General features: G+C 56.2%; 26 protein-coding genes and 8 tRNA genes. 25 read left to right on the top strand and 9 right to left on the bottom strand.

The features are described 5' to 3' along the window. Positions 1–178: 178 nt before the first annotated feature. Positions 179–673, bottom strand: a complete 495-nt coding sequence (locus C2U47_RS16115) for a MarR family winged helix-turn-helix transcriptional regulator (RefSeq protein WP_004099028.1) — start codon at positions 671–673, stop codon at positions 179–181. A 557-nt stretch (positions 674–1,230) separates the two neighbouring features. Next, positions 1,231–1,719, bottom strand: coding sequence for a YkgB family protein (locus C2U47_RS16105; protein WP_004099027.1), 489 nt, complete (start codon positions 1,717–1,719; stop codon positions 1,231–1,233). Positions 1,720–2,318: 599 nt separating this feature from the next. Between C2U47_RS16105 and C2U47_RS23790 the strand changes: the two genes are divergently transcribed. From C2U47_RS23790 to C2U47_RS16050, 10 genes are all read left to right on the top strand, one after another. Beyond that, complete coding sequence (locus tag C2U47_RS23790) at positions 2,319–2,747, top strand: type II toxin-antitoxin system YafQ family toxin (protein ID WP_021140470.1); 429 nt, start codon at positions 2,319–2,321, stop codon at positions 2,745–2,747. A gap of 126 nt (positions 2,748–2,873) precedes the next feature. Beyond that, a complete protein-coding gene (locus C2U47_RS16090; protein WP_001173919.1) occupies positions 2,874–3,449 on the top strand; it encodes a recombinase family protein in 576 nt (191 codons plus the stop codon). A gap of 158 nt (positions 3,450–3,607) precedes the next feature. Beyond that, entirely contained in the window at positions 3,608–3,874 is a 267-nt protein-coding gene (locus tag C2U47_RS16085) for a nucleotidyltransferase family protein (protein ID WP_016487057.1), read from the top strand. Further along, positions 3,871–4,257 (top strand): HepT-like ribonuclease domain-containing protein, encoded by a 387-nt coding sequence (locus C2U47_RS16080; RefSeq protein ID WP_003100872.1) that lies wholly within the window; start codon positions 3,871–3,873, stop codon positions 4,255–4,257. Before C2U47_RS16085 ends, C2U47_RS16080 begins: the two co-directional genes overlap by 4 nt. 236 nt (positions 4,258–4,493) lie before the next feature. After that, positions 4,494–4,850, top strand: coding sequence for a cupin domain-containing protein (locus tag C2U47_RS16075; RefSeq protein ID WP_003465043.1), 357 nt, complete (start codon positions 4,494–4,496; stop codon positions 4,848–4,850). A 254-nt stretch (positions 4,851–5,104) separates the two neighbouring features. Beyond that, positions 5,105–5,431 carry a hypothetical protein gene (locus C2U47_RS16070; protein WP_003100858.1) on the top strand — a complete coding sequence of 109 codons (327 nt, stop codon included), beginning with the start codon at positions 5,105–5,107 and terminating at the stop codon, positions 5,429–5,431. Continuing rightward, complete coding sequence (locus C2U47_RS16065) at positions 5,428–5,928, top strand: hypothetical protein (RefSeq protein WP_003100856.1); 501 nt, start codon at positions 5,428–5,430, stop codon at positions 5,926–5,928. Before C2U47_RS16070 ends, C2U47_RS16065 begins: the two co-directional genes overlap by 4 nt. Beyond that, positions 5,925–6,296 carry a hypothetical protein gene (locus C2U47_RS16060; RefSeq protein ID WP_003100853.1) on the top strand — a complete coding sequence of 124 codons (372 nt, stop codon included), beginning with the start codon at positions 5,925–5,927 and terminating at the stop codon, positions 6,294–6,296. The genes C2U47_RS16065 and C2U47_RS16060 overlap by 4 nt, the downstream gene beginning before the upstream one ends. Then, on the top strand, positions 6,290–6,847 hold the full coding sequence (locus C2U47_RS16055; protein WP_003100847.1) for a recombinase family protein: 558 nt from the start codon (positions 6,290–6,292) through the stop codon (positions 6,845–6,847). Before C2U47_RS16060 ends, C2U47_RS16055 begins: the two co-directional genes overlap by 7 nt. 121 nt (positions 6,848–6,968) lie before the next feature. Then, positions 6,969–7,409, top strand: coding sequence for a hypothetical protein (locus C2U47_RS16050; RefSeq protein WP_103261715.1), 441 nt, complete (start codon positions 6,969–6,971; stop codon positions 7,407–7,409). Between the two features lie 25 nt (positions 7,410–7,434). Here C2U47_RS16050 and C2U47_RS16045 read toward each other — a convergent pair whose 3' ends face one another. From C2U47_RS16045 to C2U47_RS16030, 4 genes are read right to left on the bottom strand one after another with little or no spacing between them, the layout of a single operon-like run. Next, positions 7,435–7,719 (bottom strand): hypothetical protein, encoded by a 285-nt coding sequence (locus C2U47_RS16045; RefSeq protein ID WP_103261714.1) that lies wholly within the window; start codon positions 7,717–7,719, stop codon positions 7,435–7,437. Then, entirely contained in the window at positions 7,706–8,185 is a 480-nt protein-coding gene (locus C2U47_RS16040; RefSeq protein WP_199766815.1) for a putative molybdenum carrier protein, read from the bottom strand. The genes C2U47_RS16045 and C2U47_RS16040 overlap by 14 nt, the downstream gene beginning before the upstream one ends. Before the next feature lie 34 nt (positions 8,186–8,219). Next, positions 8,220–8,864, bottom strand: coding sequence for a hypothetical protein (locus C2U47_RS16035; protein WP_103261712.1), 645 nt, complete (start codon positions 8,862–8,864; stop codon positions 8,220–8,222). Positions 8,865–8,883: 19 nt separating this feature from the next. Then, positions 8,884–9,384 (bottom strand): hypothetical protein, encoded by a 501-nt coding sequence (locus C2U47_RS16030; RefSeq protein ID WP_199766814.1) that lies wholly within the window; start codon positions 9,382–9,384, stop codon positions 8,884–8,886. Positions 9,385–9,792: 408 nt separating this feature from the next. Between C2U47_RS16030 and C2U47_RS16025 the strand changes: the two genes are divergently transcribed. Then, positions 9,793–10,023: a helix-turn-helix domain-containing protein gene (locus C2U47_RS16025; protein ID WP_077095972.1), complete on the top strand. Its 231-nt coding sequence runs from the start codon at positions 9,793–9,795 to the stop codon at positions 10,021–10,023. A 460-nt stretch (positions 10,024–10,483) separates the two neighbouring features. Here C2U47_RS16025 and C2U47_RS16020 read toward each other — a convergent pair whose 3' ends face one another. Together C2U47_RS16020 and C2U47_RS16015 are read right to left on the bottom strand one after the other, a co-directional pair. Then, positions 10,484–11,329, bottom strand: a complete 846-nt coding sequence (locus tag C2U47_RS16020) for a replication protein RepA (RefSeq protein WP_199766813.1) — start codon at positions 11,327–11,329, stop codon at positions 10,484–10,486. Positions 11,330–11,528: 199 nt separating this feature from the next. Beyond that, positions 11,529–11,741, bottom strand: coding sequence for a helix-turn-helix transcriptional regulator (locus tag C2U47_RS16015; protein ID WP_103261710.1), 213 nt, complete (start codon positions 11,739–11,741; stop codon positions 11,529–11,531). Positions 11,742–11,964: 223 nt separating this feature from the next. On the opposite strand from C2U47_RS16015, the gene C2U47_RS16010 reads away from it, so the two are divergent. The 12 genes from C2U47_RS16010 (at position 11,965) to C2U47_RS15945 (ending at position 17,819) form a co-directional block, all read left to right on the top strand. Next, a complete protein-coding gene (locus C2U47_RS16010; protein ID WP_233735821.1) occupies positions 11,965–12,693 on the top strand; it encodes a hypothetical protein in 729 nt (242 codons plus the stop codon). Between the two features lie 83 nt (positions 12,694–12,776). Then, complete coding sequence (locus C2U47_RS16005; protein ID WP_011191341.1) at positions 12,777–14,051, top strand: IS4-like element ISApu2 family transposase; 1,275 nt, start codon at positions 12,777–12,779, stop codon at positions 14,049–14,051. A 32-nt stretch (positions 14,052–14,083) separates the two neighbouring features. Beyond that, positions 14,084–14,467 carry a DUF3289 family protein gene (locus tag C2U47_RS16000; protein WP_233735820.1) on the top strand — a complete coding sequence of 128 codons (384 nt, stop codon included), beginning with the start codon at positions 14,084–14,086 and terminating at the stop codon, positions 14,465–14,467. A gap of 717 nt (positions 14,468–15,184) precedes the next feature. Then, positions 15,185–16,606, top strand: a complete 1,422-nt coding sequence (locus C2U47_RS15985; protein ID WP_032495448.1) for an IS66-like element ISKpn15 family transposase — start codon at positions 15,185–15,187, stop codon at positions 16,604–16,606. A 377-nt stretch (positions 16,607–16,983) separates the two neighbouring features. After that, positions 16,984–17,060 (top strand) — tRNA-Met (locus C2U47_RS15980). An 8-nt stretch (positions 17,061–17,068) separates the two neighbouring features. Continuing rightward, positions 17,069–17,143: transfer RNA gene (locus C2U47_RS15975), tRNA-Gln, on the top strand. A 42-nt stretch (positions 17,144–17,185) separates the two neighbouring features. Then, positions 17,186–17,260: transfer RNA gene (locus C2U47_RS15970), tRNA-Gln, on the top strand. A 42-nt stretch (positions 17,261–17,302) separates the two neighbouring features. Further along, positions 17,303–17,377: transfer RNA gene (locus C2U47_RS15965), tRNA-Gln, on the top strand. Positions 17,378–17,416: 39 nt separating this feature from the next. Then, positions 17,417–17,493: transfer RNA gene (locus C2U47_RS15960), tRNA-Met, on the top strand. A 46-nt stretch (positions 17,494–17,539) separates the two neighbouring features. Then, positions 17,540–17,614, top strand: a tRNA-Gln gene (locus C2U47_RS15955). Between the two features lie 36 nt (positions 17,615–17,650). Further along, a tRNA-Met gene (locus C2U47_RS15950) sits at positions 17,651–17,727 on the top strand. Between the two features lie 8 nt (positions 17,728–17,735). Beyond that, positions 17,736–17,819 (top strand) — tRNA-Leu (locus tag C2U47_RS15945). 244 nt (positions 17,820–18,063) lie between these two features. Here C2U47_RS15945 and C2U47_RS15940 read toward each other — a convergent pair. After that, complete coding sequence (locus C2U47_RS15940; protein WP_029314126.1) at positions 18,064–19,896, bottom strand: SLC13 family permease; 1,833 nt, start codon at positions 19,894–19,896, stop codon at positions 18,064–18,066. Between the two features lie 270 nt (positions 19,897–20,166). Here C2U47_RS15940 and yqfB point away from each other — a divergent pair, with 270 nt between their 5' ends. Both yqfB and C2U47_RS15930 read left to right on the top strand, forming a co-directional pair. Further along, positions 20,167–20,499, top strand: a complete 333-nt coding sequence (yqfB, locus tag C2U47_RS15935; RefSeq protein WP_010673841.1) for a N(4)-acetylcytidine aminohydrolase — start codon at positions 20,167–20,169, stop codon at positions 20,497–20,499. A gap of 87 nt (positions 20,500–20,586) precedes the next feature. Then, positions 20,587–21,507: an alpha/beta hydrolase gene (locus C2U47_RS15930; protein WP_010673840.1), complete on the top strand. Its 921-nt coding sequence runs from the start codon at positions 20,587–20,589 to the stop codon at positions 21,505–21,507. The last annotated feature ends 47 nt before the right edge of the window (positions 21,508–21,554 follow it).

The following is a 21,554-nucleotide window of genomic DNA, read 5'->3' as shown; positions in this document are numbered from 1 at the left end:
GCGTTCCGATCAATTGAGCGGCTAAAAGTGGGGCGATCACCGACATATTAGAATGAGACCGCCATGCCCGATCGGCCGGCTTGACGCGTAGCCAAAAGAATGCGGCTGATGGTAGGCTCGCTGACATTATGAAGCCCCGCCATCTGAGCAGCGTTGAGCTGCCGCAATTGCGAGTCTCCTACGCGTCGTCGTTCTTCTCGCGGTCCACACCTCGCTCATGCAATTCGGCATCGACGGGGCAGTTCGTGCAGCCCTCGTAGCAGCACAAGCGGCAGATGCGGTATGACTGCTCGAGGTTTTCCAAGCGATTTCGGAGAACGCGTTCAGCGATGTCCGATAAGGTTTTCAGTTCGTCTGGATTAAGGATCGATAGCCCTTCGGCAATCACTTGATCGCGCGAGGCCAGGACCTCGTCGCTCGCGACCTTGCCAGTTGGAGTAAGATAGAGGGATCGCGCGCGCCCGTCTGTCGAATGCTCCCTACGCTCGATCAATCCCTCGCTTACCAATCTATCCACCAGGCGAACAGTTCCAGCATGTGAAAGGCCCACCCCGATCGCAAGCATACGGATCGAGAGCCCGGGCTTGTGCGCGAGCAACGCCAGCGCTGAGGCGGCGGGTCCAGCTTCCGGCGCCCGCGATGAACTAGCGCGAACGATGTCGTCGCTGATCATGAGTGCGAACGCCCCGAAAATGTTTCGATCTCGAGGTCCATCCATTGCCACATCTATATGTGCGCGGAGCATAGACAGCAAGCCATACCGTGGTCCTCTTCCTCCGCGCGGCTTGTGGAAAATGTCCTGTTTTAGAAGGGTTTCGGAGGATTTCGACTGATCGAGCGCGCCGAAAAAAACGGGTCCGGCTCGTTAAGGCCGCGGAACCGTTGATACCTGGCGGCTATAGGGCAAGCCTTTTCGCTCGGAATCGCCGTAGGTCGCGCCCGAGAATCACTCCGCGTCAGCGCTGTCATCCAGGCCGCGCAGGTGCAGATCAGCGAGACCTAGCTTGCCCCCGGCGTCGCACTTCCATCGTGTCACCGCGCGCGATCACGATTGTATCAATCCCATTGAGGAACAGTCCGTGCTCCACGACGTCGGGGATTGCGGCGAAACGGGCGAAGACCGCGTCGCCATGCAGCTGAGCGCCTCCGGGCTCGATATCGCGACGGAGCATCCATGCCCCGCGGAGGTTCTGCAGGATTTGCACGCCCGCCGTCACGAGAGGACCACAGTCACGAGAGCACAAGCGCCCCTCTGTGGCGGACCGAAGCACGCAGCAGCACGAGGGACGCCGCTAGCAGAACTGCGTCCTTCAGTAGAAACTGCCCTGGTGCAGCCGAAATCGCAGGAAAGCCGCCGGCAGTCTGCTCCGCGACACCTGGAGTGGTGATGAAAAAGGTCAGCGTGATCAGATAGGTCGCTGCTGACATTAGTGCGCCTAGCGCAGAGAAGAGTGGACGAAATGCACCAAGGATCAGAACGAGACCGGTCGATAACTCGATAACGCCGATGAAATAGCTTTGCCCCTGCGTCCCGAACATGCCGAGCCAATTCATGATCGGGCTGTGTTCGATAAACGGGGCGATACCATAGGCCTCGTACGCTGTGAACTTCATCGCGCCGAACCACAGAAATACGATCACGAGAGCCCATCTAAGCAGGCCAAGATCCCTCCGACCGTGCTCGGGGACAAGAAATTCATAACGGTCGAAAATGCTCATCTAAAATTCCTCAACAGTGGTCCCGTGGGAACGTCACGAACGTCGTCTACGTGCTTCGGGCAGGCGTTGCAGTATATGCGCGACGCATATACTAATAAGCGAGATATGTCGAGCGGCTGGCTCGCGCTTCGCTGCCTCACTCGATCAATCGCACCGTCCCGGCATGAGAAAGCCCGATCGAGGTAGCCAAAACGCTGATCGGCAGTCCGGGCTCCATGCTGAGTAACACCATCACGGCGGTCCCCGGGCCGCTTGGTGAAAACGAGGCCGAGACACTGGCGATGCTGTCTGCAACGGCCAACGCGAGTGCACCTAAATGGTACTTGGCGACCTCAGGCTCCATACCGCAAGAATATATGCTTCGCGCATAGACTTCAAGCGTGTGAAAATGTATGACCGCCGCATGCATCTATGACAGATTCGGACATGGTCATGCTCATTGAGGGGCTCAGCTCGGATTCCACATCTGAGATCAACGGACGTGCTCGTTCCCCAGGCGCTAGCGGGGGTGGGCTCGATGAAAGTGGACGTGCATGGGTGCCGCTCACCGGGCGCAGGCGGTTCGCCGATGAGACCGCCGGTATGATCGGACGGGTCTCATGCCCGACCTGACTCTTGATCTCCGATACCTGAAGTACGCCGTTCAGGTCGCCGAGGCCGGCAGCTTCCGCCGAGCGGCGGAGCGCCTATCGATATCGCAATCCACCGTCAGCCGACGTGTGCAGCTGTTGTCATTTTCAGAAGACGACTGCACCAGACAACGCGGTTTGAAGGCTGTTGTGCAGTCGTCTATTGAACGAACAGTATCAGGAGTCCGCTGCACGAATGATGACCTCAAGCCGGTTCTGGTCGCGCTGGCGACCGATCAGCCCCTGGATGTGCGATACCGCGACCACGATCTTTCCGGCGATTGGGCGGGCTACCGCGAATGCCACATCAAGCCCGACCTGCTGCTGATCTACCGCAAGTCCGACGCCGACACCCTGCGACTGGCGCGGCTTGGCTCCCATAGCGAGCTGTTCGGCTGATGCCAGTCGCCTTGTCCGCCAAACGATCATTAGGCGGCCAAACCGGACGCCTGTCCGAAAACATCTTGCGCAACGGGATGACGGACAATAAGATAGGCGGACGGTATAACGGACAAATTGGCGGAAATGGCACTCATCGGCTATGCGCGGGTATCGACGGCGGAACAGGACACCGCCTTGCAGACGGATGCGCTGCGCAATGCAGGCTGCGAACGGGTTTTCGAGGACACGGCATCCGGGGCCAAGGCAGACCGGCCCGGCTTGGCCGATGCGCTGGCTTATCTGCGCGATGGCGATGTGCTGGTCGTCTGGCGGCTGGATCGGCTTGGCCGCTCCCTGCCGCACCTGATTGAGACGGTCGGCAAGCTGGAAGCACGGGGCGTCGGCTTCCGCTCGTTGACTGAAAACATCGACACCACCACGCCGGGCGGACGGCTCATCTTCCATGTGTTCGGTGCGCTGGGCCAGTTCGAGCGCGACCTGATCCGCGAGCGCACCAAGGCCGGGTTGACCGCTGCCGCCGCACGCGGGCGCAAAGGCGGACGCAAGCCGGTTGTCACTGCCGACAAGTTGCAACGAGCGCGGGAGCTTGTCGCCAACGGCTTGAATGTCCGCGAGGCCGCCGCACGCCTCAAGGTAGGAAAAACAGCTCTCTACGCTGCCTTGCAGGCGGCCAGTTCTGGCAGTGCAGCCGACTCCTGATATTTCGTGCAGTCGCCTTCTGAAAACGACAGCGCGGCACGGGAATCAAGGCATTGCGATTCTCGAAAATAGTTCTTGAAATTCTATTCTTGATTGCATATCATCTCAACGAGTTTCGATAAGAAAGGATGCGCATGCGACCGTCTGTTGTGCTTGACATGAAGCGAAGCGCAGTGCGTGAAGCGGTAGGCCGCTTTCGCGCCGCGAACCCGCGCGTCTTCGGCTCGGTGCTGCATGGCACCGACCGGGATGGCAGCGACCTCGACCTGTTGGTCGATGCGCTGCCCGGTGCCACGTTGTTGGACTTGGGCGATTTGGAAGAAGAACTGAAATCGCTGCTCGGCGTTGACGTCGATCTGCTGACTCCCGGCGACCTGCCGCCGAAGTTCCGGGCCAAGGTGCTCGCGGAGGCGCAACCGATATGAGCGAGAACCGCCTGCCCGATTACCTCGACCACATTCAGCAGGCCGCAACCGATGCGCGCAGCTTCGTGGAAGGGATGGCCAAGGACGACTTCTTGGCCGACAAGCGCACCCAGCAGGCCGTCATCATGAGCCTGATCGTCATCGGCGAGGCGGCCACAAAGGTGATGGATGGCTACGTCGAGTTCACCCAGGCGCATGCCGACGTGCCGTGGCGCAGCATGCGCAATATGCGTAATCGCATGGCTCACGGCTATTTCGACATCAACCTCGATGTGGTGTGGGAGACGGTACAGGAATGGCTGCCGGCGTTGCTCCAGCAATTGCCCGCCGTGCGTCAGGATGCCGACGATGAAGACCGTAACGACAAAGGCATGGAGCCATGACCAATCAAGCCGCCGATGTTCGGCCCCTCTGGCGTGTTCGATCCCGCGACCTATGAGCCGCGCTCGGGCAAGACCTTCTGGATGGCCGCAACGGACGTGAGTTCGCTGGTGGGCAAGGAGGCAGCAGCCGACACGCTCATCGGCAACTGCACGACCGCACGACCAGCCTCCCGTTCAAATTCGAGTTAGAACTCATATCCAGCCTGTCTGGGGGCACTGTGAAAGAGGGATCTCCGATGACTGTTGAATCGAGAATATTTTCTGTAGCCGAGTATGTTCAGCCGTCCGAAGGCGAGCCTATTCGTTCCGTTGTGCTTGAAACCCGAGACTCAATTATCGTGGTTTGGCATGTCCATCCCGGGCAGGAAATTGCGGCTCACATTCATCCTCACGGCCAAGACACGTGGACTGTTTTGTCGGGAATGGCTGATTACTTTCAGGGCAATGGGATTGTTCGTGCCCTCAGGGAAGGTGAGATAGCCGTGGCAAGACCGGGCCAAGTGCACGGGGCGCGAAATACAGGTACCGAGCCATTTGTGTTCGTCTCGGTTGTGGCATCAGCCAATGCCGGTTTCGTATTGGCTGAGCGATAGAGCCCAATCTCTGGAGTTGGTCCAATGAGCGGTCGGGGAGATAGGTAACAGACATGCAGCGGACACGGCTGCTAAACCAGGTCGCAAACCTCCTTGCGTCGCAGCGTGCCGCAAGCGACGCGATCAATCGAATGGGGTCGGCATGAGACTGAACACCATCCAGTTCCCGACCGCGTAGCCGCCTGTCCTGCCGATCAGGTCTTGACCATCGACGCCTGGGATCAGTCCTGAATGTTCTTGGAGACCACTACGTTATGAGCCGCAGCCGCCGCAAAACACCCATCGTCGGGCACACGACCTGCGGCAGCGAGCGCGAGGACAAGAAGCTCTGGCATCAGCGCTGGCGCACCCGTGAGCGCACGGCGCTGACCAGCGCGTCGCCCGAAGCCCTGAGCGCCCATCTGCCCCTGCTGGAAAACCAGGCCAGCAGCGTCTGGTCGATGGGCAAGGATGGCCGCTCCTACTGGCCCGTCAAGCGCCAGGCCGCCACGGCGGATCGCATCGCCAATCACAAGGGACGCAACCCGCAAGAACGCGCCTCCCTGAAAAAGCGCCTGCTGCGCAAGTGGATGAGCAAATGAAGCTCTCCTTCCATCAGCACATTGCGCTGTTCTGGATGATCGGTGCTCCGGGCGTCTTCGCGCCCGTGATCGAGAACGCCAAGCGGCCCGATGCCGGCGCCGTCATGGCGTGGGGTGTCGCGATCGTGGCGGTGATGATCCTCTTCACCCCTTTGCTGCTGCGCTGTCCACCATTCCGGCGCTGGTATGGCCGGACGGATGCGCTGTCGGAGCGGCAGCGCCAGGCGCTTGCCGAGCGCGGCCTGCGCCGCTACTACCAGACCGCTTTCGATGACGGCTACGTGCCCCGCGTGATGCCCTACGTGTGGCGCATCATCTGGACGGTCGGCGGGTTGATGGCTGTGACCGCCGTACTGCCTACCAACACCGGACGGCCAGCCTTCGATGCCTTGGTGGTCTTCTCGACCTGGTATCCGATAGGCGTGATGCTGCTGGTTTTCGCGTCGAGGCCCCTTGGCCGGTTGATTCGCCAAAGAGCACAGGAGCGGCGGAAATGAGCACGTCAACCATCGAGGCGCTGGCCAGCGCCTGGGCAAGGATTGCCGAGGAAGCGGAATTCCCCGCTGACTACGAGGGGACTGCCACACCACAAGCGCATCGGGCTAGCGAAGCTATTCAGGAGCAGATTCGGGAGCGCATCGTCGCCACCAACGACATGCGGCTGTTCAGCCTGCTGCACCTGCTGGGTCAGGCGTCGCTGCGCATGGAGCAAGCGCTGTGGCCGGAGGATTACGAGCGGATGACGCGCGAGGTTGAGGAAGCCCTGCGGCAAGCCACCGACGCCAACGCCAGATCGTACACCCACGAAGAAGTGATGCAGGCGATGCAGGAACGCATCGACCGGGCGCGAGACAAGCCATGTTGATTGGCTATGCGCGCGTCTCGACGCAGGATCAGAACCTGGAGCTGCAACGCGAAGCCTTGAGCAAGGCCGGATGTAAAAAGGTCTTCGAGGACAAGGTGAGTGGCACGCGGGCAGACCGGCCTGGCTTGGCCAAGACGCTCGAAATGCTGCGCGAAGGCGATACTTTGGTCGTCTGGAAGCTCGACCGGCTGGGCCGGTCGGTCAAGCAACTGGTCGATCTGGTCGGCGATCTGCACAAGCACGGTGTCCAGTTCAGGAGCCTCACCGACTCCATCGACACCGGCACACCATCCGGGCGGTTCTTCTTCCACGTCATGGCGAGCCTTGCCGAAATGGAGCGCGAGCTGACCGTCGAGCGCACCCGCGCCGGGCTGGAAGTCGCCAAGCAGCTCGGCCGCAAAGGCGGCCGCAAGCCGAAGATGACCGACAGCAAGATCGAGTCGGCCAAGAAGCTGCTGGCCAGCGGGGTGCCGCCCAAGGACGTGGCCAAGAACCTCGGCGTGTCCATTCCGACGCTGTACCGCTGGGTGCCAGCCTCCACGCACGCTTAGCGTGCTTTATTTTCCGTTTTCTGAGACGACCCCTGGTTGTGCAAATGAATTAAAAAAGGTCAACGATACCTTGGCGGGCGTAAACCAGGTATTGGCAGCTCCAGCTCAAGGAGCAAATGCGGTGAGCAATAGCAATACCCTATCCGGCGCACCAACTGCTCAACCTACTGCAGCTCAGATCCAAGCGTTGGACATGCAACTCAAGACCGCTACAACAGACAAAAATCTTTTGGCGGCAAGAGCTGAGGCTGAACCAACTATCAAGAAGGTTATTGGCACATTAGCCTGCTTCCCTGACACCAACCCGGGTAAATACCTAGGCCCCTATCTGATGGAGGGGGTGTCTTATAGTGTATTGGCACCGATGAGTGGTATGCACTATCACCCGCAAGAGCAGTGTCTGAATGTTGCGCGGCTTGATAATTGGTCTATGCCTGCGAAAAATGCCATTGCATTCCGCGGGGTCTATGTGTCTGGCGCAAGCGATGAAAGCAAAGAGTATCGCTACGAACTGGTCAAACAGTCAGATGGGGCCTGGCTTTTCAAACGCGCAGGATTCTAACTGTTCGGGGGGCGACGCCCCCTGATTAACGAGATGTTTTGTCGACCATTTTATCTTTTTGCCAGGAAGCTCCGGCGGCTAACGCCTCTTCTTGACTTGCATAGGTTTTGTTCATTCCACAAATAGTTCGATGCGACGAGTCGCCACCATAAGCAACCCATAACTCCCAGGCTCCTTCTTGATCCTGACTGGGTATTGCAGCGTAAGGTTGATGACCTAGAACCCTTATCGCCACATCCAGCTCAGGCCTTATCGTCAGCTCCCCTGAATAAACCGATAAGGTTCCACACCGAATGTCATTGTTCTTCATTCATATTGCTCCAGATCTCTTGCAGCAGAACCCTGCTATCACGATAAATATCTTTGGCTCTAGCTTCGCTTGGCCCTGCGATATTAAGGATCTCAATCTGGTGTTGTTGCAACCAAACGCAAAATCCGGGGTACTGTTCATTAAAAGGACGATCTAACGCCCACTCGAAACAAGGTTTACTCAATTGAAGTGCGAACCTCTTCGTGAGCAGACTGCCGCCAATCAGCATATCTCGGTAGACAATCAGGGTGCCCGAGCTATCTTGCACATTGCGTTTAGTTCGCTGACTGTACCCCGGCGATTCTGTTTCTTGCAGAACATATTTAGGATCAAGCACGCCGTCCGCAGCTTTGCGCCCTTGGGGACACCAACCACCATGCTTGATCCTATTGGCGATGGCAAAATCCAACGCCGCACGATCTACTCCAGTTTGCCCACCTGATATCACCTGTCTTATCGGCTTCACTTGCAACTCTCCAGAGCAGATTGCTAACGCGAACCTATTGTGTTGCCAAATTACGTATCCAGAATCGACGATCATCAACCGTGAAGTTAGGATCATACCCGACCAGCGTCAGCAAGGATCCAACATAATAAAGTCCAAACTGGTTCATCAACCACTGCTCCATAACAGGATCACTTGGCAGCTTACTGTAGGGTGGCACAGGCCCCTCGCCGCGAACTTGGCCAGTGGTATCTCCAGATATAGAGAAACTTTTCCAAGTCAATACAAAGTTATTCGATTGCTTGGGCAACTCTGATGCGCAGAGCGATACCTTGTCAAATCGCTCGGAACGCTTGGCATCATGCCAAAGTACAGCATCGAATTGGATACAGTCGCTCGCCTTGAGTTTTAGACTGCGGGTTAAGGTCATTTGATCGGCAGGGATCTGCAGATTGTTGATCACCACCTTGGGCCATTCTAGCGCACGACCATCTGCTGAAAGGTTTTGTCGCAATGCATTGTGGAGTGGTGTTCGCAATATGCTATTACCTACAGAGGCTGTTATGGGTGCCATTTCACTCTGACTTGAACCAGTGGTTTTGCCGAGTCTGTTCAACGAATTGAACGCACCTTGCATATCAGTTGCAGCGCAGCCAGCTAACAAAAATGGTAAAAGCAGTACACTTGAATGTATTTTCATCGCAATCCCTCGCAAGAGTTTAATTGTTGAAGATGGCACTAAGCCGCGCACACCAGCTTTCAGCTGCTCGACGACTCATCGGAAAATAGAGCCGTGGCTGCAGAGGATCAGCCACTTGCAGTTCAATAGCGAAATTCTTTGCTCGCACAGTACGCTGGAAAGTTGGGACGCTCATGCCGCTAGCATTGACCTGACGACTCCCCCCATTCATCTCCATGCGCTCAACTTCACGCCAAGTCATTTGCCATCCGAGCAACCAAGAAAAGTCATAGATGCGCCAGGTTTCGTCGACAACCGAACAGACAGCAAGCTTGCGATGGGAGCAGTCGAAAACCACGAAACCAGGAGCGGGGTAACCAAGAAGATGGCCGGCATCGAATAGAAGACCCAGTTCAGCGTTGATTTTGGCGACCAGCGCTTGGCAGCGCGATCGAAGGTAGGCCAGAAAGCAAAAAGATAACGTAAAGATCGCAAGCGAAACCAACAAATAGAACATGGACTCACTGGTCAGCAGCCCCAAAATCGATTCCTGCGACGAGCGCGCGGGACCGAAGCCAAACGCAGCCAGCAAAAGAATCAATGTAAGACCAACACTAGCAAGACCAGAAAGCCCTGCGACAGGAACAGCTAGGGAAGGTGCGAATAAGTCATATGGCACGAGAGCATTTACTGGTAACTCATTGATATTAAATGACTAAAATTTTCATTTTTTGTTCGTGGGATACTTGTTCGCACTTTCCCTAGAGCTGCAGCAACGCCCAATCCAGCCGTTTTCCAAACACTCGCCATATCTGCTCCCGCATTGCTACTCATATGGCTCATTCTATGTCGAGAGAAAAGAAATGTCACTCATAGCGGGTGCACTTATAGAGCGTGGCCTTATAGCGAGGGTACTCATAGAGTCAATTCTCTTTAAAAAGAGAGAAATATGGCCCTCGATCCCAGAGTACGTTTCGGCTTGAAGCTGATTGAAATAAGAAAGACCAGAGGTTGGTCACAGGAGCGTTTGGCGCTAGAAAGTGGTCTTGCCCGCAGCTATCTGGGCGAAGTCGAGCGCGGCAAGCGCAACATTGCGCTGCTCAATATATTCAAACTGGCCGAGACACTGGAGGTTGAACCATCAGTGTTGTTCGAGGCTCCAGCTGTCGAGCAGCATTAATCTCGACCGTAACATCGTTACGTTATCGTAACGTAACGATGCTGACCGCTCCTGATAACTTGTCTTTTCTACTCCCCTACATAATTGATGCTGCGCGTCATCCAACTGCTACTGACTTGAAGTAGAGCTCAATAGCGAAAGGGAATAACGAAACCTCGACAGGATTTCCACAGCAGCACAGGTTCAACTACTAGTTTTTAATAGATACTAGAAAAGCCTAAAAGCAGAGCTACTAGGAGCCGTTCCCCCATATCGCTGAATCCCAAACCCAGCGGGGCTTGCAGACGATTTTGCAACATATGAAGCGGGAGCGATGTCACGCGAAAGCGGGAGTGATGTCACGTAAGAGCGGGAACGGTGTCACGTGAATAAGTTCGGTAATCTTGCTCTAGCCCAGTACTGGCGGGGCTTTCAGTGAGCGGGAGTGATGTCACGTGGATAACCAAGAGAACCTACAGGCTTATCGCCTCTTTTTGGTGGCTGCGATATGCAGACGGGCTGGAGTGAGGATCAGATGATCCTTGGTTTCCTGAATGTGCCGGGCTGCCTCGGGATAGAACAACAGAGCCTCTTTCAGTCGTTTTCGGAATGACTTTTTGAAGTCTCGCATCCCTTGTAGCGTATCGGCATAACCAGAACCAAACTGCATCATTAAGCCAGCCCATGGCACCTGAGTAAACCGCTTGCCGCCTCTGGATTCCGCCACGTTCAGGCAGAACATGCGGTAAACCAGCCATGTGTAGATATCCATTGCCAGAGGCGATTTCTTGAGTGCTTGCAACGCCTCCATCCTGATCGGTACGGGAGCGCTAATCAGCCGTTTGAAAAAATCCGAGCTTAAGGTAATCGAGCTTTCCCATCCGCGCTGTTCCGCATTGCAAACGTTCCAGAAGACGAACGCCTCTTCATTTCTGACGCGCCCATCTATGCTGTTGACGGAGATCGTTGAATGAACTAGACGCAAGCTCTGATCACGCACTCGAGCAATGTACCGACCATCATTGTGCAGATCGAGTTTTTGCAGGAACTCAGCCTGCGAGCGCCCCAATGATAACTCTGGACTGTCGGTTCGGACAGCTTCTGTACACATCCACGCTAGCAGAAGACGCGACAGCCCACCGTACGGCATCCCATACTCGGGATTGGCTATGATTGAAAGGGTCAGCTTACCCGTGCCACGTTTAAAAAAGTTGGTCTTGGGGTCTGTATGAGGAAGCGTGGCCTGCGCCAGAAAGTGCGCAATATAGCCTGTCGCACCTGCGCTGCGGGCCTGCTCTAGCTCAAGCGCCAGAGATTCATCTATCAAGTGACGAGCCCGTGGAGTCAAAACACAGGTATCTTCGCTCCGTTCCCAATCAGAGAGCCCCCCACCCCAGAGGGAGTCGGCCCCGCCACTTCGAGTTCACCCTGCTTAGCTACGCAATCCGCAGCTCTTGCATCCAGCAAATAGTCTAGGCTGTACACCAATGCAGCTCCCCAAACCTTGGCCTGCGTAATTGCAGTACTCAGGGGGAAACTAGGGTTTTGCTAGTGGTGCGAGTAGCAGAAGCCTTCTGTCCAAGCCATGCATCAAGCTCATGCTCCAACCATCCCACAACCCGCTTGTTTATTTGAATAGATTTAGGGAACGTCGGATCATCACGGGTGATTCGCCAGAGCGTTACATCATTGATGCCGCCAAGCTTTTCACAGACAGCCTTGCGGCGTAAAATTTTCATAGCCTTTCCCTTCCTACATATTGAAAGTCGATGCAGGAAGTTTCAGATGGCAGACCAGTAGTGGTCACGGATTCCTAACTGCTAATTTTTGCAGCCAAAAATCCGAATCGGGTCATACTACAGACGTCACATACTGCCATTTTCAGAAAAAACACCCATATAGCCTCGATTGACACACCGATGATAAAGTGTTCGCTTCAATACTCTTTATCGAGCCCCATTCATGCAGAAACCTGACCTCAGAGACATCCATCAGCTCACCAAGGACGAGTTCAAGCGTATTCTAGGCCCTATAGCAGGAAGCCTTGATGACGGTTCGAAGGTCGTATTGGGCATGCAATCTGATGTGTTTGCTTGCTGCACTATCCAGGGAGATCAAATATTGGTGAGAGGAACCCCCAAGTTTGAGCAAGCCATCAAGTCGGCATATGTCCAGGCCAAGCCAACAATGTGGTTTGGTTCGGCAGAGAAGGGACGTCCGAAGCTAGATACCATTCCTCCAGCTCTCAAACCAAAAACCGATACAACGTCAGCCACAACCTATCGTGTGCCTGTACTCATCTACAAGTCGAAGCGCGAGCCAGGTAAGAACGTTGATGGCAGCACAGCTGAAGATATGACCTATGGCACGATGACGGCAGAGCAGATCAAGGCCATCCCAATGTTCGTGGGGAAAATGGGGGATGATGGCTTTATTGGTGACCTCGAAAAGACTGACTCCAAGGTATTCTTTAGCAGCTTCCGAAACATGGCAACGTTGTTTGCTACAGGCGACTTGAAGATGAACATTCTGGCCATGATTGCCAAGTTCGAGAAATCAGAGGGTGGCGAATACCGAAACCAAGCCATGACGCGAGCGGTGCGAGGCCATCCCACCACGATCAAGTTCTCAGATACCCTCATCAAAGAAGTTAAGGCAAAACTAGCCGAGCTTCATGTACAGGATCTTTAGCTACAACCAATTGAAATAGATAGAAAAAAGGCTTCGTTTGTGATCTGATTTAATCGCAAAAAAAAACCGACACGCCCGAAGCCATGACTATTATCAATGCAACCCAGTACCTCAAGCAACTTCTTAGCTCTTCTGAACTCAACCGGATCGGTAAATTTACCGGTTTTTGTCAGCGACTCCGGGATATCCAGCCTGCGAGACTACTCCCGGCTCTGCTCTCAGGGCTTGGTTGCGACAAGGTGGATGGTATTGCTGGTTTGCATCGCCATTTCAATGCGTTGCAGCTCCATGATACTGACCAAATAGCGTATAAACCCTTTCACAACCAGTTACGCAAGCAGGGTTTTCCCTTGTTCATGCGCGCACTGGTTGAACGAGCCATCGCCTTACGCCTCAAGGAGTGTCTACCGGACGCCCACGGACTGGCAGGCTTTGAGCAGGTACTGCTGCAGGACGGGTCGTCATTCGCGTTACATCCGCAATTGGCAGAACATTTCCCGGGCCGATTCAATAAGCACAGCCCCGCTGCGGTAGAGTGTCATATGACCATGTCCTTGCTGGACCAGTCGCCGATATCGATGAGTATCACGGCGGATACCGAATCGGAGCGCAAGCATCTTCCGGCCGCAAATTCGTTAAATAACAAACTGTTATTGGCGGATGCCGGTTACATCAGCCGCGAGTACTTTGCTGATGTGACCAAAGCCAAAGGAAGCTATCTGGTCAGAGGGAGTCAAAATCTCAATCCCAAAGTACAGGCAGCTTACCGACAGGACGGCAGGGAAATGCCCAAGTTACTCGGAAAAAAGCTCAAGGATATCGATCGGAGAAGCTGCAGAGCCGAGGTTCTGGATCTGGATGTGAGTTCGGGAAAGTATAAATATCGACTCATAAGACGTTGGTTTGCAGAGGAAAAACGGTTCTGTATATGGATGACCAATCTTCCGCGTGAGCGATGGCCAGCCGAGAAGGTGATGGCATTGTATCGTTGCCGTTGGCAGATCGAACTGTTGTTCAAAGAGCTGAAATCACATAACCGGTTGAAGGCGTTCGCGACACGACAAAAAGCGATAGCGGAAGGCTTGATCTGGGCTAGTTTGCTGGCCTTGCTGGTCAAACGTCGGCTGGCGCTGACGCTGATTGGCAGCGCGGAGTTATCGATGTTGAAGATTGCCAAAAACAGCGCGCTTTGGTTAATGCCGATATTGGCGAGCATCATCCATGGTGCGTGGCAGGAAATAACAGAGAAGTTGGAGTGGGCAATGGTGTATTTATCCAAAAACGGCAAAAAGAGTAGGCAGAGAAAATCCAAGCAAAACAACACGTTAGACGGTATTATTAATTCGCTTGCCGCTTAAGGTTCTGTACATGAGCCGAGCTTGATGGTGATGTGAACAAGCTTGTTCTGAATGACCTGATGCAGCAATACAACAATAACTCCGGCTTTCGGTTACCCATTTTCAACTCAGCGGCTGATAAGGTGCAGGGCCTGACGATTGCGGTTAACGATGTCTGGGCCGGAAAGGCTGAAATCACGACATATGAAAAGTATGGAGACTTCTACAAGGGGACGATCAAAGTAACGTTATATGACCACTTCGGTCTCGATTATCCCGATATTGGCCCTGACCCCACGACCGGAAGAGTCAAATTCTACGGCCTTGCGTCCGGTTTCAGAAGCTGGTTTGTTCTTCAACACTACGAGCGCTTTGCCTACAAGCCTTTTTTGACCGTCATTGAGCTCAACTATCCATTCCAAGGGGAACTAAAGTGAGCGCCGCAGTGAAGAGAGAGAGAACATGGGTATTCGTGTTATTCATGCTCTATCACCTCTTGAACACATCCATCCTGTTTGTTCAGCCTGTCTATGATTGGTTCAATGATGAATACTCACTGACTGGACTATATGCTCTGCTCATGCCCTATCTCTGGGGCTTAATAACGCTATTTGGTACAATTTTGTTCTTGGCTGATCACTCTTGGAAATACCTGGCTGGTAATCTACTTGGTGGATCTGTCCTTCTCTTCTGGTGGCTTAGATTGGTGTACCAATATTAATATTGACGTCATGATGCGTACCATCTGGCATACGGATGAATAGACTCAGCCGACAGTCATGATTCTCAACCGACCTTTTAAGCGATGACAAACTGTCGAGAACATCGGCATCAATCTCAGGAACATCATCTCGCCCCAAGCTTAGAAAGCAGTTTGGTCACACTGATACAAACCAGCTGCCCTTCGGCAAGCTCCTTGGTTCTCTGGGCAACCTCGGGTGATCACAGGTGCGGGATGGGTCAGACAACTGCCCAGTAGTGGTCGCAGATTCCCAACCGCTAATTATTGCAGCCCAAAATCCGAATCGGGTCATACATGGGATTCAGCACGTAAGTATTCACCGGAACAGTATTGACACAGGAAAAATGAGACGATCGTCTCTTGATCCCACTTTCCTGCTTGCTTGATCCTGCTCCTTAGATACGCTCCCCCCATGAGCAAAAACACCATGCATTCCGCGGGAATGCCCACCACTCTGGAGCAGGCCAACGAGCTGATTTATAAGCTCCTCGACCGCATCGCCGAGCTGGAGGACCGCCTCAATCAGCACAGCGGCAACTCCTCCAAGCCGCCTTCCAGCGACGGCCCCGGTGCACCGCCGCCGGCCCGCAAGCGTCCGGCGTCCGGCAAGCAACGGGGGGCGCAGCCCGGTCACAAGGGACATCGCCGCGAGCGGCATCCGCTTGATGCCCGCCTGACCCTGGTCCCGCATTACCCTGCCGCCGATTGCGCTTGCTGTGGCGGGGACATGGTGGCCCATGCCAAACCCTATCAGGTTCATCAGGTGTTCGAGCTGCCCGAGGTGAGCTATCTCGTCACCGAACACCAACTGTATCGTGCGACCTGCTCACGGTGTATCGGCACGACCCAGGCCGCACTGCCAGACAACGTCAGCAGCAGCCAGATGGGGGCCAATCTGCTCAGCTACATCGCGCTGCAAAGCGGCCAGTTTCACCAGAGCGTCAGCCAGATACAGCAGCAGCTCAAACAGCATTTCGGCCTGAGTTTTAGCCGGGGCGCCATCAGTGAGGCGCAGGGGCGGGTGAGTGCCATGCTCACCCCGACCTACCAGGCCATCAAGCAGCAGGTGCAGACGGCCACCCACGTTCATGCCGATGAGACCCGGCATCAGCGGGGTGGAGAGCGCCGCTGGATGTGGCTGGCGCTGAGCAAGATAGCCGTCTGCTTCATGACGGCCTATGGCCGTGGTCAGGAGGCGGCCAAGCGGCTGCTGGGCGCCGAGTTTGACGGGGTGCTGGTGACCGACCAGTACGCCGGCTACCGGTTTATCGACGCCGACCAGCGGCAACTGTGCTGGGCCCACGTGGCCCGCAATCTCGTGGCCATCGCCGAGAGTAGCGAGCAGTGCAACCAGCCCATCGGTGCCCGGTTGGTCTTGCTGGCGGATGCGGTGTTTCGTACCCGGCACCGTTGGGAAAGCGGTGCGTTGAGCAAGCAGAAATACCTGCGCAGGCTCGCGCGTTACCGGCAAAGCTGGCGAAGCCAGTTGGAGCGCGGCGCCCTGTTGTGCAGCAAACGCTACCGTGGACGATGCCAGTTGCTGCTGCGGGATGACGAGATGCTGTGGCGGTTTATGACTGACGACGAAATAGCGCTGACCAACAACGAGGCGGAGCGGGCGCTGCGTGGCTATGTGCTCTGGCGCAAGGGTAGCTACGGCGTGTGGTCTCACCGGGGCGAGCTGTTTCGCCAGCGCATCCTGTCGTTGGTGGAGACCGGCAAGCGATTGGGCCGCTGCCCACAGGAGTGGTTGAGGGCCGTGGTCAGGGCGTGCATCGAGAAGACAGATTATCCCATCCCGGCAGAACTGATGCCGTCAACCCCGTCCTGGTGAATAGATACTTCAGCACTGCTTTAATCATCGACTAAAGCAGTAGCCACAAAAGTGTATATAAAAGTGACTACAAACCAACAATAATGATGACAACCCCTTTTATCATAAGACTCCTGCGCCATATTTACCGTTCAACGTCTAACCCCATGAGAGGCCAGCATTTGCTGGCCTCTTTTTTATCTGGCCAGAGGCGCGATCTGGGTGCGAATGTCGTAAAAAAAACCAGATTGTTGGGCTTTTGCACGACAGCGGCCAATAACTCGCCAAACGCACCCAAATTCGTTTTTTCAAACAAAAAAAGGGTTGACGCCCCAGAGCCAGATACGCATAATTCCGGCCGCACAGTGACGAGGCAACGACTCACTGGAAGCACGGTTGGCTATGTAGCTCAGTTGGTTAGAGCATCGCACTCATAATGCGGGGGTCACAGGTTCGAATCCCGTCATAGCCACCATCTCTAGTTGGGGTATCGCCAAGCGGTAAGGCAGCGGGTTTTGATCTCGCCATCCCTAGGTTCGAATCCTAGTACCCCAGCCATTTTTTGAATGATGTTTGATGGTCTCTGTCAGGCATCACTGTTGGGGTATCGCCAAGCGGTAAGGCAGCGGGTTTTGATCTCGCCATCCCTAGGTTCGAATCCTAGTACCCCAGCCATTTTTTGAATGATGTTTGATGGTCTCTGTCAGGCATCGCTGTTGGGGTATCGCCAAGCGGTAAGGCAGCGGGTTTTGATCTCGCCATCCCTAGGTTCGAATCCTAGTACCCCAGCCATTTTTCTGTTCTCTTCCACGTTTGTGGTTGACAACAAACGGCTATGTAGCTCAGTTGGTTAGAGCATCGCACTCATAATGCGGGGGTCACAGGTTCGAATCCCGTCATAGCCACCATGTTTGAAAAACGTTCCTTCAATCATCCGATTGCAAAGAACACTGTTGGGGCATCGCCAAGCGGTAAGGCAGCGGGTTTTGATCTCGCCATACCTAGGTTCGAATCCTAGTGCCCCAGCCATTTTTGCTTGTATTCGACGCAAGTCGTGCACAAGACGGCTATGTAGCTCAGTTGGTTAGAGCATCGCACTCATAATGCGGGGGTCACAGGTTCGAATCCCGTCATAGCCACCATTATTCTTGCGGAAGTGGCGAAATTGGTAGACGCACCAGATTTAGGTTCTGGCGCCCTAGGCGTGAGAGTTCGAGTCTCTCCTTCCGCACCATCGAAAGCAGTACCAAACAGACCAGCTCAGGCTGGTTTTTTTGTATCCGGCGTTTGCCGCTCTTCTTCCCCTCTCCACGCCATCGCACGCCTGCAACGCCACCTCATGTCTCAACGGCTGAGCCTTGTGCTCTCCTCTGCGACGGCGCTATGTCCTGCTCCGGCGTGATGCCGCCCTTTTCATCTCGCAGAGCGCTGCGGGCAATAAAAAGGCGGCCCGCAGGCCGCCATATCGTTTGCTGTCGTCAGAACGGGAAGAACCAGGGGATGGCGATGACGCTGACCACCATCACCAGCAAGGTGAAGGGCACGCCGATGCGCACGAAATCCATGAACTTGTAGTTGCCCGGGCCCAGCACCAGGGTGTTGACCGGCGACGAGACCGGCGTCATGAAGGCTGCCGAGGCGGCGATGGCGATGGTCATGGCAAAGGGATAAGGCGAGACCCCCATCTGATGGGCCGTCCCCAGCGCGATGGGCGCCATCAGCACCGCCGTCGCCGTGTTGGAGATGAAGAGCCCGATGACGGCACAGAGCGCGAAGAGGCTGGCCAGCATCACCCTGGGGCCCATCTCCCCCACTGCCGAGATGAGCGCGCCGACGATGAGATCCACCCCGCCGGTCTGCTGCAATGCAAGGGCAAAGGGCAACATGCCCACGATGAGGATCAGGGTCGGCCAGTGGATGGACTTGTAGGCACTCTCCAGATCGATGCAGCGGAACTTGCCCATCAGCAGGCAGGCGATGAGCGCCGCGATGACGTTGGGCACGGGATCCGTCACCATCAGCACTATCATGACCCCGAGGGCAATCAGGGCGTGGATGGCCTGGCTGCGGGCCGGCGCCATCTCGTCCACTTCCGCAGGCAGGCCCAGCAGCAGAAAATCGCGATGATGGGTCTGCAACTGACGAATGAGGCTCCAGTTCCCCACCACCAGCAGGGTATCCCCCATCTGCAGCGCCTCGTCCACCAGCTTGCCGGTCAGCGCCTCTCCATCCCGGCGGATCCCCACCACACTCAGACCGTAACGGGAACGGAAGGTCACCTCGCGGATGCTCTTGCCGAGCAGCCGGGAGCCGGGGATGAGGGAGACCTCCGCCATGCCCACCTCCCGCGCCTGATCGGAGAAATACTCCCCGCGCAATATCATGGGCTCGAGCCGCGCCTCGCTGCAAAACTCCCGCACATCCACCTCGGGATCCGACATGTCGATGAGCAGCACGTCCTTGGCCTGGAACTCGGTCACCCCGGTGACACTGACCATCACCCGCCTGAACTTGCGCCAGCGCTCCATCCCGATGACGTTGGCCCCGAAGCGGGCACGCAATTGCAGCTCGTCCAGGGTCTGGCCGATCAGGGGGGAGTCGGGCCGGATCGCCAGTCGGCGTGCTCGCCCGGCCAGCCGGTAGTCACGGATGAGATCTCGCATGGTGCTGCGTCCCATCTGCTTGCCCTTGCCCTCTTCCCCTTCACGCACCAGACGGTTGCGCATCAGCAGCATGTAGAGGATCCCCATCCCCAGAATGATGACACCCATGGGAGTGAAGCCGAAGAAGCCGAACCCCTGGATGTCGTGGCGCATCAGTTCACTGTTCACCACCATGTTGGGAGGGGTTGCCACCAGCGTTATCATGCCGCTGATAAGGCCGGCAAAGCCGAGCGGCATCATCAGTCTGCCCGCCGGGATCCCCATCCGGTTCGCCACGCTCAGCACCACGGGGATGAAGATGGCCACCACCCCGGTCGAACTCATCACGGCCCCCAGGGTCGCCACCGCCACCATCAGCAGCACCAGCATGCGGGTTTCGCTGCTGCCGGCCACCTTCACCAGGGCATCTCCCACCTGATAGGCGATGCCGGTACGCACCAGCCCCTCCCCCACCACGAACAGGGCGGCAATCAGAATGACGTTGGGATCGCTGAATCCTGCCAGCGCCTGCGGCAGGGTCAGGGTGCCGCTCAACACGAACAGGATGATGATCAACAAGGCGACCACGTCCATGCGTACCTTGTTGGTAATAAACAGGAGAATGGCACCCACCAGCATGCTGAGCACCCAGATCAACTCGGAATTCACACTTGCTCCTTTTGTTCAACGTCAACCACGGCCGGCCCCGGACGCCATCAGACCACAGAGCCCGTCCCCTTGATTTGTTACATATCAAGAAAGAGGAGGCCGCATCATCTCACATCCAGGTTCAGTTGCGGCCATTTTACCGGTCCGTGAACGCAGTCGGTCGCCCTTCACATGTCGGGGTAAAAAGTGCTGCACGCTCCCCCCGCCCCTCCTAAAATGGGCCCGCCGCGGCCTGAGCCGCCCTCTCACCCCTTGCCCTTCGGAGACGACATGGCCCAGCACACCCCGGCCTACCCGGCATTCACCTTCTTCAGCCGCTTTGTCGCCGACATCCAGGCTGGCCGAAAGACCATCACCATCCGCGACGAGAGCGAGGCAAACTGGCAGCCCGGCCAGCGCCTGGCCCTGTTCACCAACCCGGAACACCAGCCTTTTGGCACCATTGAGGTCATCTCGGTCAAGGCGGTCGCCTTCGAGGCGCTGAGCGACGAGCACGCCCGTCAGGAGAACATGACCCTCCCCGAGCTTAAAGATGTGATCCGCGATATCTACCCCGCACTGCCGCCCCTCTATGTGATTGAATTCGTGCTGATTGAAGCCTGATTTTGTGAGCTGCCTCAGCTAACGCCGGTTGCGCTCACGGGCCAAAAGCGCACAATGACTGTTTTTATATACAGTCATTGGTGTCTTATGGAAAAACAACTCGAACCGGCCATCGCAGCCATGGTGGCAGACTTCATCGCCGCAGGTCGTCCCAAGGCGAGCCAGCTGAGCTGGCAGGCGCGCCGTGACGGCTACCTAGCCTCTGCCCTGTTGGGCGGTGAGCGGGAAGAGGTGGGCGCCATCGAAGAGTGGCAGGCCGATCACCACGCCATCCGCTGCTATCGGCCCGCAGACAAACCGGACCCCGCGTATCCGGTGCTGATCTATTTTCACGGCGGCTGTTTTGTCAGCGGGGATTTCGAGACCCACGATCGCCAGATGCGGATGCTGTGCAACCGGGCCAGCACCCTGATCTTCGCCGTACACACCCGCCTCGCCCCGGAACACACCTATCCTGCGGCTCACGACGATGCGCTGGCCGCCACACGGGCCATCATGGCCGAGGTGGAGAAATGGCATGGGGATCCGGCACGTCTCGCCATTGCCGGCGACAGCGCAGGGGGTCATCTCGCCCTGGTCACCACCTTGCGGCTCAAGGCTGCCAGCGCCCCCTTGCCCAAGGCCCTGCTGCTTCTCTATCCCATGCTGGATGCCCTCTGCGAGAGCCAAAGCTACCGCGATCTCGGTGACGACTACCTCATCACCCGGGACATGCTCGAAAGCGGTTTTCACGCCTACCTGGGCAGCCTGCCCCCCAGCCATCCCGAAGCCAGCCCGCTCCACCATCCCGCCCTGTCAGGATTACCGCCGACCCATATCGTCACGGCGGAATATGATCCGCTGCGCGACGAAGGGGAAGCCCTGTATGGCAAGCTGGTGCAGGCTGGCGTCGATGCCACTTGCCAGCGGCAGCATGGCGTCATTCATGGCTACTTCCAACTGGCGGCCATCAGCCCTGCCGCTCGTCAGCTCATCGACCAGATAGCCATGATGCTCAGAAGACTCTGAGTTGGAACCGGCCCCCAAGCCGTGTTAAAAGTGTCTCTTTTGAATCA

This window comes from Aeromonas sp. ASNIH7 (genome assembly GCF_002903485.1).
Classification (GTDB): Bacteria; Pseudomonadota; Gammaproteobacteria; order Enterobacterales; family Aeromonadaceae; genus Aeromonas; species Aeromonas caviae.
The sequence above is the reverse complement of the archived record's forward strand: the minus strand, read 5'-3'. Positions and strand labels throughout refer to the sequence as shown.

Bases quoted from the DNA above. Each gene is read 5' to 3' on its own strand.
- C2U47_RS16115 (WP_004099028.1), bottom strand. From the start codon at position 673: ATGATCAGCGACGACATCGTTCGCGCTAGTTCATCGCGGGCGCCGGAA.
- C2U47_RS16105 (WP_004099027.1), bottom strand. From the start codon at position 1,719: ATGAGCATTTTCGACCGTTATGAATTTCTTGTCCCCGAGCACGGTCGG.
- C2U47_RS23790 (WP_021140470.1), top strand. From the start codon at position 2,319: ATGCCCGACCTGACTCTTGATCTCCGATACCTGAAGTACGCCGTTCAG.
- C2U47_RS16090 (WP_001173919.1), top strand. From the start codon at position 2,874: ATGGCACTCATCGGCTATGCGCGGGTATCGACGGCGGAACAGGACACC.
- C2U47_RS16085 (WP_016487057.1), top strand. From the start codon at position 3,608: ATGAAGCGAAGCGCAGTGCGTGAAGCGGTAGGCCGCTTTCGCGCCGCG.
- C2U47_RS16080 (WP_003100872.1), top strand. From the start codon at position 3,871: ATGAGCGAGAACCGCCTGCCCGATTACCTCGACCACATTCAGCAGGCC.
- C2U47_RS16075 (WP_003465043.1), top strand. From the start codon at position 4,494: ATGACTGTTGAATCGAGAATATTTTCTGTAGCCGAGTATGTTCAGCCG.
- C2U47_RS16070 (WP_003100858.1), top strand. From the start codon at position 5,105: ATGAGCCGCAGCCGCCGCAAAACACCCATCGTCGGGCACACGACCTGC.
- C2U47_RS16065 (WP_003100856.1), top strand. From the start codon at position 5,428: ATGAAGCTCTCCTTCCATCAGCACATTGCGCTGTTCTGGATGATCGGT.
- C2U47_RS16060 (WP_003100853.1), top strand. From the start codon at position 5,925: ATGAGCACGTCAACCATCGAGGCGCTGGCCAGCGCCTGGGCAAGGATT.
- C2U47_RS16055 (WP_003100847.1), top strand. From the start codon at position 6,290: ATGTTGATTGGCTATGCGCGCGTCTCGACGCAGGATCAGAACCTGGAG.
- C2U47_RS16045 (WP_103261714.1), bottom strand. From the start codon at position 7,719: ATGAAGAACAATGACATTCGGTGTGGAACCTTATCGGTTTATTCAGGG.
- C2U47_RS16035 (WP_103261712.1), bottom strand. From the start codon at position 8,864: ATGAAAATACATTCAAGTGTACTGCTTTTACCATTTTTGTTAGCTGGC.
- C2U47_RS16025 (WP_077095972.1), top strand. From the start codon at position 9,793: ATGGCCCTCGATCCCAGAGTACGTTTCGGCTTGAAGCTGATTGAAATA.
- C2U47_RS16015 (WP_103261710.1), bottom strand. From the start codon at position 11,741: ATGAAAATTTTACGCCGCAAGGCTGTCTGTGAAAAGCTTGGCGGCATC.
- C2U47_RS16010 (WP_233735821.1), top strand. From the start codon at position 11,965: ATGCAGAAACCTGACCTCAGAGACATCCATCAGCTCACCAAGGACGAG.
- C2U47_RS16005 (WP_011191341.1), top strand. From the start codon at position 12,777: ATGACTATTATCAATGCAACCCAGTACCTCAAGCAACTTCTTAGCTCT.
- C2U47_RS15985 (WP_032495448.1), top strand. From the start codon at position 15,185: ATGAGCAAAAACACCATGCATTCCGCGGGAATGCCCACCACTCTGGAG.
- yqfB (WP_010673841.1), top strand. From the start codon at position 20,167: ATGGCCCAGCACACCCCGGCCTACCCGGCATTCACCTTCTTCAGCCGC.
- C2U47_RS15930 (WP_010673840.1), top strand. From the start codon at position 20,587: ATGGAAAAACAACTCGAACCGGCCATCGCAGCCATGGTGGCAGACTTC.